A 16,121-nucleotide genomic window follows, 5' to 3' on the forward strand; every position below is an offset into this window, starting at 1 on the left:
CGATGCGCTTCCGCCACCCCGACGGCTCCACCGTCCACCTCGCGTACTGCACCAACGTGCACCCCGCCGAGACCCTCGCAGGAGTCCGCGCCCAGCTGCGCGACCACTGCGAGCCCGTACGCAGACGGCTCGGCCGGGACCGCATCGGCATCGGCCTCTGGCTCGCCAAGGACGCCGCCCGCGCCCTGATCAACGACCCCGCCGCGCTGCGCTCCCTGCGCGCCGAGCTCGACGACCGGGGCCTGGAGGTGGTCACCCTCAACGGCTTCCCCTACGAGGGCTTCGGGGCCCAGGAGGTCAAGTACCGCGTCTACGCACCGGACTGGACCGATCCCGAGCGGCTCGCCCACACCACCGACCTGGCCCGGCTGCTCGCCGCCCTGCTCCCCGACGACGTCACCGACGGCACGATCTCCACCCTGCCGATAGCCTGGCGCACCCCGTTCGCCGACGACCCCACAGCCGCCGGCACGGCGCGGAAGGCGCTCACCACACTCGCGCAGCGGCTCGACGCCCTCGCCGAGCTGACCGGCAAGTCCATCAGGATCGGCCTCGAACCCGAACCGGGCTGCACCGTGGAGACCACCGCCGACGCCATCGGCCCCCTCGCCGCGGTGGGCCACGACCGCATCGGCGTCTGCGTCGACACCTGTCACCTCGCCACCTCCTTCGAGGACCCGGACACCGCGCTCGACGCCCTGCACACGGCCGGGATCCCCGTCGTCAAGGCACAGCTCTCCGCCGCGCTGCACGCCGAACACCCGCACCTTGCCGAGGTGCGCGCCGCCCTGGGCGCCTTCGCCGAACCCCGCTTCCTCCACCAGACACGCACCCTCACCACGGCGGGCCTCCGCGGCACCGACGACCTCGACGAGGCGGTGTCCGGCGGAGCGCTTCCCGACGGCACACCCTGGCGCTCCCACTTCCACGTCCCGCTGCACGCACCCCCCGCACCCCCGCTCACCTCCACCCTCCCCGTGCTCCAGTCCGTGCTGAACAGGCTCGTCGGCGGGCCCGCGTCCCTCACCCGGCACCTGGAGGTCGAGACGTACACCTGGCAGGCACTGCCCGCCGAACTCCGGCCGCGTACCCGCACCCAGCTCGCCGACGGCATCGCCGCCGAACTCACCCTCGCCCGCGACCTCCTCGCCGACCTCGGACTGAAGGAGCTTCCGTGACCGCACCCGGTACCGGCCCGCGACCCACCCCGCTCCTCGTCCTCGACGTCGTCGGCCTCACCCCCCAGCTGCTCCAGCACATGCCCAACCTCCAGGCGATGGCCGGATCGACGGCCCCCCTCTCCACCGTCCTGCCCGCCGTCACCTGCGCGGCCCAGTCCACCTTCCTCACCGGCACCACCCCCGCCGAGCACGGCATCGTCGCCAACGGGTGGTACTTCCGCGAGCTAGGCGACGTCCTCCTGTGGCGCCAGCACAACGGGCTCGTCGCAGGGGACAAGCTGTGGGACGCCGCACGGCGCGCCCACCCCGGCTACACCGTCGCCAACATCTGCTGGTGGTACGCGATGGGCGCCGACACCGACTGGACCGTCACCCCCCGCCCCGTGTACTACGCCGACGGCCGCAAGGAACCCGACTGCTACACCAGGCCCCCCGCGCTGCACGACGAGCTCACCGAGAAGCTCGGCACCTTCCCCCTCTTCCACTTCTGGGGCCCCGGCGCCGACCTCGTCTCCTCGCAGTGGATCATCGACGCCACCCGCCACGTCCTCGCCACCCGCACCCCCGACCTGGCCCTCTGCTACCTCCCGCACCTCGACTACGATCTCCAGCGCTACGGCCCCGACGACCCCCGCTCCCACCGGGCCGCGGCCGACCTCGACCGCGCGGTGGCGCCCCTGCTCGACGACGCGAGGGCCGGCGGCCGCACGGTCGTCGCCCTCTCCGAGTACGGCATCACCCGTGTCGACCGGCCGGTGGACATCAACCGCGCCCTGCGCCGCGCGGGCCTGCTGGAGGTCCACACCCAGGACGGCATGGAGTACCTGGACCCGATGGCCTCCCGTGCCTTCGCCGTCGCCGACCACCAGCTCGCCCACGTCTACGTACGCCGGCCCGAGGACCTCGACGCGACGCGGGAAGCCCTCGCAGACCTGCCCGGGATCGAGCAGCTCCTGGACGACGAGGGCAAGAAGGCCCATCACCTGGACCATCCCCGCTCCGGTGAGCTCGTCGCCGTCGCGGAGAAGGACGCCTGGTTCACGTACTACTACTGGCTCGACGACGACCGTGCGCCCGACTTCGCACAGCTCGTCGAGATCCACCGCAAACCGGGCTACGACCCCGTCGAGCTGTTCATGGACCCCCAGGACCCCTACGTCCGGGTCAAGGCGGTCTCGGCGGTGGCACGCAAGAAGCTCGGGATGCGCTACCGCATGGCGGTCGTGCCCCTGGATCCCTCACCTATCCGCGGCAGCCACGGCCGCCTGCCCACGAGCGACGACGAAGGTCCGCTCATCCTCTGCTCCACCCCCCACGCGTTCGACGGCCGAGTCCAGGCCACCGAAGTGAAGTCCCTGCTCCTCCAGCTTGCAGGACTGCACTGACAATCCGTTCCGCCCGCACGTTCAAAGGGAGATTCGTGATCATGAGCCGCACCTCGAAGGACCCCGAGCTCGCGAGCAGACTCAGCCGCCGCAACGTCCTCGGCGTCGCCGCCGGAGCCACGGCCGCGACACTCCTCAGCGGCGCCGCCGCCCAGGCGACGAGCCCGCAGGGCGGCAAGGCACCCGGCCACGGACACGGCCACGGCAAGGGCCGTGCCGTCCTGCCCCCCGGCCGCCTCGGCATCCAGCTCTACAGCCTCCGCGACAAGGTCTCCACCCTCGGCTTCGCACCGGTCTTCGCCGAGCTCGAGAAGTACGGCTACGACGAGATCGAGTTCGCCGGATACACCCAGGGCTCCGCCGGCGCCATCACGCTCGCCCAGCTCAAGAGGCTGGCCAAGGACCACGGCCTCAACCCCATCGGCAGCCACGTCGGCTACTACGACGACAACAATCCGGGCGCCTACACCTTCGCCCAGAACCTCACCAAGGTCCTGGACGAGGCCGAAGCCCTCGGCCTCAAGCACATCGGCACGGCCTCCGGACCCTTCCGCTACGGCTCCACGGTGGACGGCTGGAAGCGGGCCGCCGAGGACTTCAACACCTACGGAGCGGCCGCCCGCAAGCGCGGCATGAAGTTCTACCAGCACAACCACGCGGAGGAGTTCTCCTTCGCCACCGACAAGCCGAAGGTGCGCCTCTACGACGTCCTGCTCGCCGAGACCGACCCCGACCTGGTCTATCTCGAGATGGACATCTACTGGGCGTTCTGCGCCCAGTTCCGCTTCGGCAAGCGGGCGGACGGCACCCCGGCGCCCTTCAACCCCATCGACTACGTACTCAAGCAGCCCGACCGCTACCCCCTCTTCCACGTCAAGGACGGCACGCGTGACGACTCGGTCCGCGACGGCTACAGGATGACGGACGTCGGCGACGGGGACATCGACTACAAGAACTTCCTGAGCCGGGTCACCGCCCGCACGCAGCGTGGCCGTACCTACCACCACTGGCAGACCGAGCACGACAACCCGGTCGAATCCCTGGCCTTCGCCCGCAAGTCCAGCGAGCACCTGCACTCGCTCCGCGAGGGCCGCTGCGGCGACTGACGACGCCTGAGCGCACACGCGTGGGGCCCGGTTCCCGGAACCGGGCCCCACGCGTATGTGTGCGATCAGTCGGTCTCCCGGCTCACCGGGGCCGGTTCGGCCTTGACCAGAGGGTTGCCCTTCCGGTCGCGGCCGGGTGCCGCGAGGAACAGGGCGAGGAATCCCGCGAAGAACGAGATGCTGCCCGCCGGGATGAAGGCGCCGTTGAGCCCCCAGGCGTCGACGACCATGAACCCCATCCCCGCTCCGAGTCCGGAGACGAGCTTGGAGCTGTAGACCATGCCGTAGTTGGTGGCGTTGTTGTTCTCACCGAAGTAGTCCGCGGTGATCGTGGCGAACATCGGGAAGATGGCCCCACCGCCGAAACCGGATATGCGCGCTGGTCGCGACCCTCTCCACCGACGACCCGGCGACGTACGAACGACTGGCCCCGCAGATCCGCGCCTTCAAGACCGGTCACGGCAAGCCGCGTTCGAGGGGTGACCGGGAGGAGCTCTTCGGAGGCTTCGGTGCCTCCTGGCGCGGCGCGTTCGTGGGTGGGGAACTGCTCGTACGGGCCGTGACCGACGGCCCCGAGGGGGAGAGGCTGCCGGGCAACTTCCCTGACTACCACCTCATGCCGTAGCCACGCCGCTCATGCGATCCCCTGACGGTCCGGGCGCAGCGCGAAGGCCCGCCCGGCCGCCTCGTGCACCGTGCGTTCCACCGCCGCCACCAGGAGCGCACGGTGTCTGAGCAGTGGTTCACGCCGCTCCTCGGCGGCGAGCAGCAGCAGGTCGTCGAGCCCGGCGAGCAGTCGCCGTGTGACCTGAGGGCTCTCCGCAGCGCACCACCGGATCTCCTCGAACGCGAGATCCACGAGATCCGTCCACCCCGGCACCTCCTGGACCAGCCGTACGTCGCCCCGGCGGTCCCTGTGGTGCAGCGGTGCGAGCGGCAGATGGACGGCGACGGCGAGGAACTGCACGATCCGGTCCAGGCACTGCACCGCGGTGGTCGGATCGTGCACGGAGGGCGACAGCGCGCGCAGCGCGATGTCGGACAACTGCCTCAAGCCGAACGACGGATCCTGGTGCAGGGCGCGCTCGACGCCGACCGAGACCGCGCGCCTCAGGGCGTAAGGGGAGAGGGCGGCCCCGCCGTGCACGGCGAGCACCGGTGTGCCCGGCACCACGAAGTCCCCGATCCGAGGCACCAGCCGCAGCACGACCCCGTCGCGTCGCGCCGCCCGCACGAGCCGTGCCACCGCGACCTCCCGCAGCACCCCCGCCCGCCCGCGGTGCACCAGATGTGCCGTGCCGGGCCCCGGCGGCGGCTCCTCCGCCGTCCCCGCCGGCTGCCGCGCGAGTGCGCGGAGCGACTCACGGGTGATGTGGTCCAGGACGGGGCCGACCTGCATGAGCCGCAGCGTGGACGAGACATAGGCGACGAACAGCAGCAGGCTCAGGCCGACCAGGCCGAGGGTGAGCAGGCTCTGCAGCAGGGGTGCCGACGTCACCCGCCGGGGATCCGGCTCGGGCCCGCCCTCGTACGAGGTCAGCACGAGGAGCGAGAACGCGAAGGTCGCCAGGAACACGGTCAGCGTGAGCTTGCTGATACCGCTCCGTACGAAGATCCGGACGACGCGCGGGGTGAGCTGGCCGCTCGCCATCTGCACGGCCACCAGCGAGATGCTGAAGACGACACCGATGAAGGTCATCATCGCCGCGCTGACCGTGGTGACGATCGTCCGGGCGTCCACGGCGAAGGCGAGGAGATCGCCGAGCTCCTCGTACGCCCCTTCCTCCTTCAGGTGCGTGACGATGCCGGTGTCCAGATCCGAGAGGACCCACCACAGGACGACGGCGCACACCAGCCCAGTGACCGGCGCGAACCAGAAGGTGTCGCGCAGCCGCTCGCGCAGCGAGGCCAGCGCGCGGGGCGGCCGGTGCACGCGTTCGCCCCCGCCGCTCGGGCCGCTCTTCCCAGTCATGCCCGCGACGGTAGCCCGGGAGCACTCCGTGTACGTGGCACGCCACGGAGCGTGCGCAAGCCGGTGCCGGGTCCGGTCCGAGGGAGTCCGCACCGCACTGACCACCGAAAACGCAGGTGAGAGGCACCCCAAACCCCTGGTATTGTTTTCTTTGTCGCCACGGGGAGGACCCCGGGACGACAGACACCTTGTCCGGGTGGCGGAATGGCAGACGCGCTAGCTTGAGGTGCTAGTGCCCTTTATCGGGCGTGGGGGTTCAAGTCCCCCCTCGGACACCAGCAGGAACCCCGCTTCGGTGGGGTTCTTCTGCGTTGTGGGGCCGTGTCGCACGGCCCGACGGCCGGGAGGCCCCGGCCGCAGGGGTGGGAGGCGCGCGGCCGGGGCTCCACTGCGTCAGCCGGAGTCGGCCTTCGCCATGGCCGGTTCGGTCAGCTGCACGGGCTCCGTGCCGGGGGCACTGTGCCGAGCCGCCCAGTTCTCCAGCGCCGTGCGGCAGGCGTGGTCCAGGTGATGGAGGCCGGAGAGGTCCAGTTCGACGGGACGGTCCTGGGGCAGGTCCTCCAGGCTGTCGAGAATCTTCGGCAGCCTCAGGAAGGTCGCGTTCCCCGACAGGTACGCCTGGACAGGGCCCGCTCCCTTGTCGACGACGTCCAGGCTGATGTGCGAGGCGTCCCAGGCCGTCTTGACCACGGAGAGCGCCAGGCCGATCAGGACGCCCTCGAACATGTTCACCGTGACGATGGCGACGGCGGTCGCCACCAGGATGAGTGCCTCACCCCGGTGTCCGCGCCACAGCGTCACGACGGTACGCAGCGGGATCAGCTTCCAGCCCGCGTGGAGGAGGATCCCGGCCAGGGCCGGCAGCGGGATGAGCGCGAGGGCCGACGGAAGCAGCGCCGCGAAGAGCAGCAGCCACACACCGTGCAGGACCCGGGACGCCTTGGTCTTCGCTCCCGCCTGGACGTTGGCGGAACTGCGTACGATGACCGCGGTCATCGGCAGCGCACCCAGCAGCCCGCACACCGTGTTTCCGGTGCCCTGCGCCATCAGCTCCTTGTCGTACTGCGTGCGTGGACCGTCGTGGAGACGGTCCACGGCAGCCGCGCTGAACAGGCTCTCGGCGGACGCGATCAGTGTGAAGGCCAGGACCGTCCCGAGCATGCTCACGCTCGCCAGCCCGCCGAACGCGTCGAGCCCGGGAACTCGGACGGCATCGAACAGCCCTTGGACCTCGACCTCGGCGACCGGCAGGCTGAACACGAGTGAGGTGATCGTGGCGAGTGCGACCGCGGCGAGAGCCCCCGGGACCGCCCTCACCCGTTCAGGCAGGTGCTTCCAGAGCACCATCACAACGATGGTGCCGGCGCCGACCGCGAGCGACGTGAGCGCCTCGGTGCTGACGACCGCCTCGGCCAGAGCGCCGGGGAGCCCGGCCAGTTTGTCCAGGCCGGACGCCGGGGCCTCCAGGCCGGCCGCCGCGTAGAGCTGTCCCGCGATGAGCACGAGCCCGATGCCGGCGAGCATGCCCTCGACGACCGAGACCGAGATGGCCCGGAACCAGCGCCCCAGCTTCAGCGCGCCCATGGCGAGCTGGAGCAGTCCGGCGGCGAGCACGATCACTCCGAGCGCGGCGAGCCCGAACGTCCGGACGGCTTCGAAGACCAGCACGGTCAGACCGGCGGCGGGCCCGGACACCTGAAGGCTGCTGCCACGCATGAAGCCCGTGACGAGGCCGCCCACGATGCCGGTGATCAGCCCCAGCTCCGCCGGCACGCCGGAGGCCACGGCGACGCCCACGCACAGGGGCAGGGCGACGAGGAAGACGACGACCGAGGCGGTGAAGTCCTGTCGCAGATGGGGAAACGCCGTTCGGAGGTCCATGCGGGCCCTCACAGCGTCTGGAAGGTGTCGGAGGCCGCGTCGTGCGTCAGTACCGCTCCTGTGTGCACCTCGTAGAACCAGCCGTGCAGACGCAGTCGTCCCCCGGTCAGGCCCTTGTCGACGCATGGATAGGAGCGCAGCCTCAGCAACTGCGTCAGCACGTGGTTCTTCACGGCCTCGGCCACGGCCGGGTCCTCCACCGCCCCTTCAGGACGGGGAGCGGAGTGTGCGAGCCAGTCGCGCACGGCGGGCACGGCGGTCAGGTCGTCGCCACGCACCAGGGCGCCGACGGCTCCGCAGTGCGAGTGGCCGCACACGACGATGTCCGAGACCCCGAGCACCTCCACCGCGTACTCCACGGTGGCCGCCTCGCTCGTGGGCTGCCGGGAGGTGTACGGGGGGACGATGTTGCCGGCGGTCCGCAGTTCGAAGAGTTCACCGGGACGGGCTCCGGTGATGAGGGCGGGGACGACCCGGGAGTCCGAGCAGGTGATGAAGAGGACCTGCGGGGACTGGCCCCGGGCCAGCCGGGCGAACTCCTCAGGACGCTCCGTGGACCGCTCGCGGAAGGATCGGGCGTGATCGATGAGGGGTTGCATGACAGTTGTTCCTCCTGGCGCGCGGCTGAGAGCGCGTCGGCGTACGTACGAGAACGGGGATGCGGGCGGCACGCGGACATGGCCGCATGCCGCCTCTACCGGGCGGTGCGGAGCCTGCGGGCGAGGTCTTCGCGTGCCGTGGGCCGGCTCAGCAGCGGAACACCTGGAGTGCGGCGGGGGAGTGCGAGGCCGAGGATCTCGACGCGTGGTGCGGGACGGCCGGCGCGACGGGTTCCGAGGTCCGGGGCCGGCCCTCGGTGTCACCCGTCACCAGACAGCGCGAGAGGGTGTCGGTGGTGCACTGGACCGCTGCGCGGTGCCGGTCGCGGGTGCGCAGCGCGCCGTGCGGGTCCCCCTCCTGGACCGGGGGTCCGCACGGGGCGTACTCCTGCACGGCCTGCGTCACGTTCAGGACCTCAGGTCCGGCCGCGCGCGTCTCCGAAGGGCCGGGAGCGGACTCCAGGGCGCTGTGGGCGGATGCGAAGGGGGTGGCGGGAACCGGGAATTGCACGGCCATGAGGATTGCGGTCAGGATCGACAGCACGATCCGGGCCGTCGCATCTCGCACCCTGCGCCTCCTCACCCACTTCATGTGCTCGTGCGGAAGACGCTAACAGGCGGAAATTCCTGTCAGGTTAACCTCGCGTGAAGAGTGTGAAAGTCGGGCACTCGAAGAGTGAAATCGTCTGTGCGGAAAATCCATTCAGAGGGAAAAGCCGGTCACTGTCCACCTTCCGCCTCGTGATGCCGGGCCGATCGGGGGTCCGCCCCTGGAGGCATCAGGAAGGCCAGGTCAAGCCATGTGTCCGTCGAGGCCGGGGCCCGTCACGCGGCCGTCCGGCCGGCCTGTCCGAATAGATGTGGCTGAAATGCGTGCGCGTAAACCGGTCAGTGGAAGGGAGTGCCCCAAGAGATAGGCACCCCCGTTATCGGGTGCTGTCGGCGATGCCCGATGCTCAAGTGCCGGATGCCTGTCGTCCACCGGTTCCGAATAGGCGACGGCTATTTTTGGACACCATTAGCGGTTTCCACGAGTGGCCTTTTCGGCCATCGGGAATGGGCGGGGCGGCCGGCCGGCCCGGCAGCCCCAGGGCTCCCGCGCCCCCGGCTCCGCGCGCGCACCGCCTTCCGCGCTCCCTGTGGGCACCCGTGTCACGATCGGGTCTCGGGCCGAGGCCAAGGGGTTGTTTTCAGCCGTGTAATCGATTCCAATCTCCCGTGTAATCGATTCCACGGCTCGTTCCGCTGGTTTCGAGGCGCACGGAAACCACAAGGAGGTGGTCCGGAAATGGCGAGCATCAAGGATGTCGCGGCCCAGGCAGGAGTCTCTGTCGCCACGGTCTCCCGCGTCCTCAACAGCCATCCCTCCGTCAGCCCGGACGCACGCGAACGCGTCCACGCCGCCGTCGAAGCCCTCGGCTACCGGCCCAACGCGCTGGCACGCTCGCTGCGCACCGACCAGACGCGCACCCTCGGGCTCGTCATCAGCGACGTACTCAATCCGTACTTCACCGCGCTCGCCCGCTCCGTGGAGGAGGAGGCCCGCGCGCTCGGGTACAGCGTGATCATCGGCAACGCCGACGAGCGGCCCGAGCAGCAGGACCACCACGTCCGCACACTCCTGGACCGCAGGATCGACGGACTCCTGGTCTCGCCCGCCGACGGCGAGTCCCCGCTGCTGCTGGACGTCGCGCGCACCGGTACCCCGATGGTCTTCGTCGACCGCTGGATCCCCGGAGTGGACATCCCCGTCGTCCGCGCGGACGGCCACCGCGCCATCCAGGACCTGGTCGCCCACCTGTACGCGCTCGGCCACCGCAGGCTGGCCATCATCGCGGGCCCGGCGGCCACCACCACGGGCAACGAACGTGTCGAGGCCTTCCGGGAAGCGATGCGCTCCCACGGGCTCGCCCTGCCCGACGCCTACATCGGGCAGGGCGACTTCCAGGCGGACAGCGGCCGGCGCGCCACGGAGCACTTCCTCTCGCTCCCCGACCCGCCCGAGATCGTGTTCGCCGCCGACAACCTCATGGCGCTCGGCGCACTGGACGCCATCCGCGCACGCGGCCTGCGCGTCCCCGAGGACATCGGCATCGCGGCCTTCGACGACATCCCGTGGTTCGTCCACACCGGCCCGCCGATCACCGCGATCGCCCAGCCGACGGGCGACCTCGGACGCGCCGCCGTGCGCGCCCTGGTCGACATCGTCGAGGGCCGCCCCCCACAGTCCGTGACCCTGCCCGCCAGCCTCGTCGTACGCAGCTCCTGCGGCGAGCGCACCTCCACCCCCGGGAGCAACGAGTGAGCGAATCAGTCGAGTTGCTGCGCATCGAAGGCGTACGCAAGACCTTCCCCGGCGTCGTCGCCCTGGACAGTGTCGACTTCGACCTGCGCAGCGGTGAAGTGCACGTACTGCTCGGTGAGAACGGCGCCGGCAAGAGCACCCTCATCAAGATGCTCTCCGGTGCCTACCGCCCGGACCGTGGACGGATCTTCGCCGGAGGCCGGGAGGTACGCATCCACGGAGCACAGGACGCGGAGAAGCTCGGGATCGCGACCATCTACCAGGAGTTCAACCTGGTGCCCGACCTGACGGTCGCCGAGAACATCTTCCTCGGCCGCCAGCCCCGCCGCTTCGGCATGATCGACCGCCGCCGCATGGAGGCCGACGCGGAGGTGCTCCTGCGCCGGGTCGGGCTGCACGTCTCGCCCAGGGTCAGGGTCCGTGAACTGGGCATCGCCCGGCTGCAGATGGTCGAGATCGCGAAGGCGCTGAGCCTGGACGCACGCGTCCTGATCATGGACGAGCCGACCGCGGTCCTCACCTCGGAGGAGGTCGACAAGCTCTTCGGAATCGTGCGGCAGCTGCGCGCGGACGGCGTCGGCGTCGTCTTCATCACCCATCACCTCGACGAGATCGCGGCCCTCGGTGACCGCGTCACCGTCCTGCGCGACGGCCGCAGCATCGACCAGGTGCCGGCCTCGACACCCGAGGCGGAGCTCGTCCAGCTCATGGTGGGGCGCAGCATCGACCAGCAGTACCCGCGCGAACGCCCGGGAACCGGTCCGTCGTTGCTCTCCGTCCGAGGGCTCACCCGCGACGGGGTGTTCCACGACATCAGCTTCGACGTGAAGGCCGGTGAGGTCGTCGGCCTCGCCGGACTCGTCGGGGCGGGCCGCACCGAGGTCGCCCGCGCCGTCTTCGGCGCGGACCCCTACGACGCCGGCACCGTCGACGTACAGGGCGAACGGCTGGGCAAGCACGACGTGACCGCCGCCATGGGCGCGGGGATCGGTCTGGTCCCCGAGGACCGCAAGGGCCAGGGCCTCGTGCTCGACGCCTCCGTGCAGGAGAACCTCGGCCTGGTCACCCTCCGCTCGGCGACCCGCTCCGGACTCGTCGACGTCAAGGGACAGCGCGCCGCCGCCGCCCGCATCGCCGAGCAGCTCGGCGTACGGATGGCCGGTCTCGGCCAGCACGTCCGCACACTGTCCGGCGGCAACCAGCAGAAGGTCGTCATCGGGAAGTGGCTCCTGGCGGACACCCGGGTGCTGATCCTCGACGAGCCCACGCGCGGGATCGACGTCGGAGCCAAGGTCGAGATCTACCAGCTCATCAACGAGCTGACAGCCTCCGGACACGCCGTCCTGATGATCTCCAGCGACCTGCCCGAGGTCCTCGGCATGAGCGACCGGGTCCTGGTCATGGCCCAGGGCCGCATCGCGGGGGAACTCCCCGCACACGAAGCCACCCAGGACGCGGTGATGGCACTCGCCGTCAGCGCCGCACCCGTCACCACACCCACCGAGAAGGCAGAGGAGGGCCCCCGTGGCCACTGACACGCATCCGAGCAAGGCGCACGCGGGCGGCGCCGGACACACCCTCCGCCGCCTCCTGCTCGACAACGGCGCACTGAGCGCGCTGGTCGTCCTCCTGGTGGCGATGTCGCTGCTCTCGGGCGACTTCCTCACCACCCAGAACCTCCTGAACGTCGGCGTCCAGGCCGCGGTGACCGCGATCCTGGCGTTCGGTGTCACCTTCGTCATCGTCTCGGCGGGCATCGACCTCTCGGTCGGATCGGTCGCCGCACTCTCCGCCACGGTCCTCGCCTGGTCTGCGACGTCCGCCGGCGTGCCCGTCTGGCTGGCGGTCATCATCGCCGTGGCAACCGGCATCGCCTGCGGCTTCGTCAGCGGCGCCCTCGTCGCGTACGGCAAGCTGCCCTCGTTCATCGCGACGCTGGCCATGCTCTCGGTGGCCAGAGGGCTGTCCCTGGTCATCTCCCAGGGCAGGCCGATCCCCTTCCCGGACTCCGTCTCCGTCCTCGGCGACACGCTCGGCGGCTGGCTTCCCGTCCCCGTCCTCGTGATGATCGCGATGGGTCTGATAGCGGCACTCATCCTCGGCCGCACCTACATCGGCCGCTCCATGTACGCCATCGGCGGCAACGAGGAAGCGGCCCGGCTCTCCGGGCTGCGCGTCAAGAAGCAGAAGCTCGCCATCTACGCCCTGTCCGGGCTCTTCGCGGCCGTCGCGGGTATCGTCCTCGCCTCCCGCCTGGTCTCCGCACAGCCGCAGGCGGCGCAGGGGTACGAACTCGACGCGATCGCCGCGGTCGTCATCGGCGGAGCCAGCCTCGCGGGCGGAGTCGGCAAGGCATCCGGCACCCTGATCGGCGCCCTGATCCTCGCGGTGCTGCGCAACGGCCTCAACCTGCTCTCCGTGTCCGCCTTCTGGCAGCAGGTCGTCATCGGCGTCGTCATCGCCCTCGCCGTGCTGTTCGACACGCTCCGCCGCAAGGCCGGATCCGGGGCCGCCTCCGCCGGAGGCTCGTCCGCCGCTCCCGGATCACCCGGAAAGGGGCGCAAGGGAGCGATGCAGGTCGGCATCGCGGTGGTCTGCCTGGCGGCCGTCATCGCCGCCGTTACCTTCTTCAAGTCCGGTTCCTCCGGCGGCACCACCAAGGTGGGCATGTCGCTCTCCACACTGAACAACCCCTTCTTCGTCCAGATGAAGGAGGGCGCACAGGAGGAGGCCGAGGCGGCCGGGGTCGACCTCACCGTCACCGACGCCCAGAACGACGCCTCGCAGCAGGCGAACCAGCTGGAGAACTTCACCAGTTCCGGGGTGGACTCCGTCATCGTCAACCCGGTGGACTCCGACGCGGTCGGGCCCGGCGTCCGCAGCGCCAACAAGGCGGACATCCCGGTCGTCGCCGCCGACCGCGGGGTCAACAAGGCCGAGACCGCGACGCTCGTCGCCTCCGACAACGTGGCGGGCGGCAAGCTGGCCGCCGAGTCACTTGCCGACCGGCTGGGCGGCAAGGGCAGCATCATCGTCCTCCAGGGCACCGCAGGAACCTCCGCCAGCCGTGAGCGCGGCGCGGGCTTCGCCGCAGGAATCAAGTCGTACCCGGGCATCAAGGTCGTGGCGACCCAGCCTGCCGACTTCGACCGCACCAAGGGTCTCGACGTCATGACCAACCTGCTCCAGTCCCACCCCGGCATCACCGGCGTCTTCGCCGAGAACGACGAGATGGCGCTCGGCGCCGTCAAGGCACTGGGCAGCAAGGCCGGCGAGTCCGTCTCCGTCGTCGGTTTCGACGGAACCCCCGACGGTCTGACGGCGGTCGAGGCGGGCACCCTGTACGCGTCCGTGGCACAGCAGCCCAAGGAACTGGGCAAGATCGCCGTGAAGAACGCGGTCCGGGCGGCCGACGGCAAGAAGGTCGACAGCATGGTGAAGGTGCCGGTCAAGGTCGTCACCCGCCAGAACGTCGCCGACTTCTCCTGAGCACGGAAGGCACGATCCAGATGTACGAGAACGAGGACTCCGCGCATTCCGCGCACCCCCGGTACGACCTCCTGGTCGTCGGCTCCGCCAACGCCGACCTGGTCGTCGGCGTCGACCGCCGCCCCGGACCGGGGGAGACGGTGCTCGGCTCCGACCTCGTCGTCCACCCCGGCGGCAAGGGCGCCAACCAGGCGGTCGCCGCCGCACGCCTCGGTGCCAGGACGGCACTGCTGGCCAGGGTCGGCGACGACGCCCACGGGCGGATGCTGCGCGCGTCGCAGCAGGAGGCGGGCGTCGACACCGGCGGAGTCCTCGTGGGCGGGGCGCCGACCGGCGTCGCCCTCATCACCGTCGACCCCTCGGGAGACAACAGCATCGTCGTCTCCCCGGGAGCCAACGCCCAGCTCACTCCCGGGGACATCAGGGCAGCGGGCCCCCTGTTCGCCGCGGCCCGTGTCGTCTCCGTACAGCTGGAGATCCCGCTGGAGACCGTCACCGAGACCGCCCGCGCCCTCGCCCCGGGCGCGCGCCTGGTCCTCAACCCCTCGCCGCCCGCGCCGCTGCCCGACGAGGTGCTGGCCGCCTGCGACCCGCTGGTGGTCAACGAGCACGAGGCGCGCTTCATCCTCGGGGACGGCGCGGGCGGGACCCCCGAGTCCTGGGCGCGGGGGCTCACCGGCCTCGGCCCGCGCTCGGTGGTGATCACCCTGGGAGCGGAAGGCGCGCTGGTCTCCGACACCTGCGCCGATGCCCCCGTACGGGTGCCGAGCCCCCAGGTCGACGCCGTGGACACCACGGGCGCGGGCGACGCGTTCACCGCCGCGCTGGCCTGGCGGCTCGGCCTGGGCGAGGAACTCACCGAGGCCGCCGCGTTCGCCGTACGGGTCGGCGCGGCAGCCGTCACCAAGCAGGGTGCGCAGGCGTCCTTCCCGACCGTGGACGAGGTCTCCGCGCTGTGAAGAAGTCCGGCATCCTGAACCGCCACCTCGCGGGGGCCGTGGCCGAACTCGGCCACGGCGACGGCGTCCTGATCTGCGACGTGGGCATGCCCATCCCGCCGGGGCCCCGCGTGGTCGACCTGGCCTTCCGGGCGGGCGTCCCGTCGTTCGCGGAGGTCCTGGACGGCCTGCTGGACGAGCTGGCCGTGGAGGGTGCGACGGCGGCCGAGGAGATACGGGAGGCCAACCCGGAGGCCGCCCGGCTCCTGGCCGCGCGCCTCCAGGACCTGACTCACGTGCCGCACGAACAGCTGAAGGTGCTCACGGCGTCCGCCCGACTCGTGGTGCGGACGGGCGAGGCCCGCCCCTACGCGAACGTGCTGCTGAGGTGCGGGGTCTTCTTCTGACCCCGCACCCAGGGCCTACTCCGCCCCGGCCGACCGGTCGAGTACCTGGAGGTGTGCGGAGGTCAGACGGACGTCCTCCGCCGCGACGTTCTCCTCCAGGTGGTCGATCCGGGCCGTTCCCGGGATCGGGAGGACGACCGGCGAGCGGGCCAGCAGCCATGCCAGCGCGACCTGCGTCGGGGTGACCTCCAGCTCGGCCGCCACGGCGAGGACCTCGGCGTTCGCTCCCGAGTCACCCCAGGCGACCGGCCGCCACGGCAGGAAGGCGATTCCGGCCGCCTCGCATGCCCTGAGGACGGGCTCGTGTTCACGGTCGAGCAGGTTGTAGCGGTTCTGCACGCTCGCGATCTCGACGGTCTTCCGTGCCTCGGCGAGTTCCGCGGCGGTGATCTCGGAAAGCCCGATCCGGCCGATCTTGCCTTCGTCCCGGAGATCCCGCAGCGCGCCGAGCTGTTCGGCGAGCGGTGTCTCCGGATCGATGCGGTGCAACTGGAGAAGCTCGATCCGCTCGACACGCAGGCGGCGCAGTGCCTGCTCCACCTGGTCGCGCAGGGAGTCGGGCCGCCCGTCGAGCTTCCACTCCTCCGATGGGCTCGGCCGCGTGATACCGACCTTCGTGGTGATCAGGAGGCCCTCGGGGTAGGGGTGCAGCGCCTCGGCGAGGATCTCCTCGTTGGCCCCTCCGCCGTACATGTGCGCCGTGTCGACCAGGGTGATTCCCAGCTCGACGGCGCGGCGGGCGACCGACAGCGCGGCCTCCCGGGCAGGCCCCGGATCGGTCGCCAGGTGCATGGCTCCGAAACCGAGCCGCCGCACCTCCAGGTCCCCGCCTATGCGAAACGTGGTCGCCGTCATATG

At 70.8% G+C, this 16,121-nt stretch carries 13 protein-coding genes, 1 tRNA gene and 2 pseudogenes; 10 read left to right on the top strand and 6 right to left on the bottom strand.

Features of this window, described 5'->3' with window-relative positions:
- The first annotated feature begins 2 nt into the window (after positions 1-2).
- Genes eboE through HED23_RS13230 form a run of 3 tightly spaced genes read left to right on the top strand, consistent with a single transcriptional unit; the run spans position 3 to position 3,672 of the window.
- Complete coding sequence (gene eboE, locus HED23_RS13220) at positions 3-1,178, top strand: metabolite traffic protein EboE (protein ID WP_203183613.1); 1,176 nt, start codon at positions 3-5, stop codon at positions 1,176-1,178.
- Positions 1,175-2,566, top strand: a complete 1,392-nt coding sequence (locus HED23_RS13225; RefSeq protein WP_203183614.1) for a nucleotide pyrophosphatase/phosphodiesterase family protein — start codon at positions 1,175-1,177, stop codon at positions 2,564-2,566. Before eboE ends, HED23_RS13225 begins: the two co-directional genes overlap by 4 nt.
- A 41-nt stretch (positions 2,567-2,607) precedes the next feature.
- Complete coding sequence (locus HED23_RS13230; protein WP_203183615.1) at positions 2,608-3,672, top strand: sugar phosphate isomerase/epimerase family protein; 1,065 nt, start codon at positions 2,608-2,610, stop codon at positions 3,670-3,672.
- A gap of 65 nt (positions 3,673-3,737) precedes the next feature.
- Here HED23_RS13230 and HED23_RS13235 read toward each other — a convergent pair.
- Positions 3,738-4,046, bottom strand: a pseudogene (locus HED23_RS13235) (MFS transporter); the annotation flags it as partial.
- A 2-nt stretch (positions 4,047-4,048) separates the two neighbouring features.
- Here HED23_RS13235 and HED23_RS35050 point away from each other — a divergent pair.
- Positions 4,049-4,297 (top strand): annotated as a pseudogene (locus tag HED23_RS35050) (aldehyde dehydrogenase); the annotation flags it as partial.
- Positions 4,298-4,306: 9 nt separating this feature from the next.
- On the opposite strand, the gene HED23_RS13240 reads toward HED23_RS35050, so the two are convergent.
- Positions 4,307-5,644 (bottom strand): DUF2254 domain-containing protein, encoded by a 1,338-nt coding sequence (locus tag HED23_RS13240; RefSeq protein ID WP_203183616.1) that lies wholly within the window; start codon positions 5,642-5,644, stop codon positions 4,307-4,309.
- 190 nt (positions 5,645-5,834) lie between these two features.
- Between HED23_RS13240 and HED23_RS13245 the strand changes: the two genes are divergently transcribed.
- A tRNA-Leu gene (locus tag HED23_RS13245) sits at positions 5,835-5,922 on the top strand.
- Between the two features lie 115 nt (positions 5,923-6,037).
- On the opposite strand, the gene HED23_RS13250 is transcribed toward HED23_RS13245, so the two are convergent.
- From HED23_RS13250 to HED23_RS13260, 3 genes are all read right to left on the bottom strand, one after another.
- Positions 6,038-7,525 carry a SulP family inorganic anion transporter gene (locus HED23_RS13250; RefSeq protein ID WP_203183617.1) on the bottom strand — a complete coding sequence of 496 codons (1,488 nt, stop codon included), beginning with the start codon at positions 7,523-7,525 and terminating at the stop codon, positions 6,038-6,040.
- Positions 7,526-7,533: 8 nt separating this feature from the next.
- Positions 7,534-8,124, bottom strand: a complete 591-nt coding sequence (locus HED23_RS13255) for a carbonic anhydrase (protein WP_203183618.1) — start codon at positions 8,122-8,124, stop codon at positions 7,534-7,536.
- Positions 8,125-8,272: 148 nt separating this feature from the next.
- On the bottom strand, positions 8,273-8,692 hold the full coding sequence (locus tag HED23_RS13260; RefSeq protein WP_203183619.1) for a hypothetical protein: 420 nt from the start codon (positions 8,690-8,692) through the stop codon (positions 8,273-8,275).
- Positions 8,693-9,412: 720 nt separating this feature from the next.
- On the opposite strand from HED23_RS13260, the gene HED23_RS13265 reads away from it, so the two are divergent.
- From HED23_RS13265 to rbsD, 5 genes are read left to right on the top strand one after another with little or no spacing between them, the layout of a single operon-like run.
- Entirely contained in the window at positions 9,413-10,429 is a 1,017-nt protein-coding gene (locus tag HED23_RS13265) for a LacI family DNA-binding transcriptional regulator (protein WP_203183620.1), read from the top strand.
- Positions 10,426-11,964, top strand: a complete 1,539-nt coding sequence (locus tag HED23_RS13270) for a sugar ABC transporter ATP-binding protein (RefSeq protein ID WP_203183621.1) — start codon at positions 10,426-10,428, stop codon at positions 11,962-11,964. The genes HED23_RS13265 and HED23_RS13270 overlap by 4 nt, the downstream gene beginning before the upstream one ends.
- Positions 11,954-13,918, top strand: a complete 1,965-nt coding sequence (locus HED23_RS13275) for a substrate-binding domain-containing protein (protein WP_203183622.1) — start codon at positions 11,954-11,956, stop codon at positions 13,916-13,918. Before HED23_RS13270 ends, HED23_RS13275 begins: the two co-directional genes overlap by 11 nt.
- A 20-nt stretch (positions 13,919-13,938) precedes the next feature.
- Positions 13,939-14,877, top strand: coding sequence for a ribokinase (locus HED23_RS13280; RefSeq protein ID WP_203183623.1), 939 nt, complete (start codon positions 13,939-13,941; stop codon positions 14,875-14,877).
- Positions 14,874-15,263 carry a D-ribose pyranase gene (gene rbsD, locus HED23_RS13285; RefSeq protein ID WP_203183624.1) on the top strand — a complete coding sequence of 130 codons (390 nt, stop codon included), beginning with the start codon at positions 14,874-14,876 and terminating at the stop codon, positions 15,261-15,263. The genes HED23_RS13280 and rbsD overlap by 4 nt, the downstream gene beginning before the upstream one ends.
- A gap of 15 nt (positions 15,264-15,278) precedes the next feature.
- On the opposite strand, the gene HED23_RS13290 is transcribed toward rbsD, so the two are convergent.
- On the bottom strand, positions 15,279-16,118 hold the full coding sequence (locus HED23_RS13290) for an aldo/keto reductase (RefSeq protein WP_203183625.1): 840 nt from the start codon (positions 16,116-16,118) through the stop codon (positions 15,279-15,281).
- Between the last annotated feature and the right edge of the window lie 3 nt (positions 16,119-16,121).

This window comes from Streptomyces pratensis, assembly GCF_016804005.1.
In the GTDB taxonomy this organism is placed as follows: Bacteria; Actinomycetota; Actinomycetes; order Streptomycetales; family Streptomycetaceae; genus Streptomyces; species Streptomyces pratensis_A.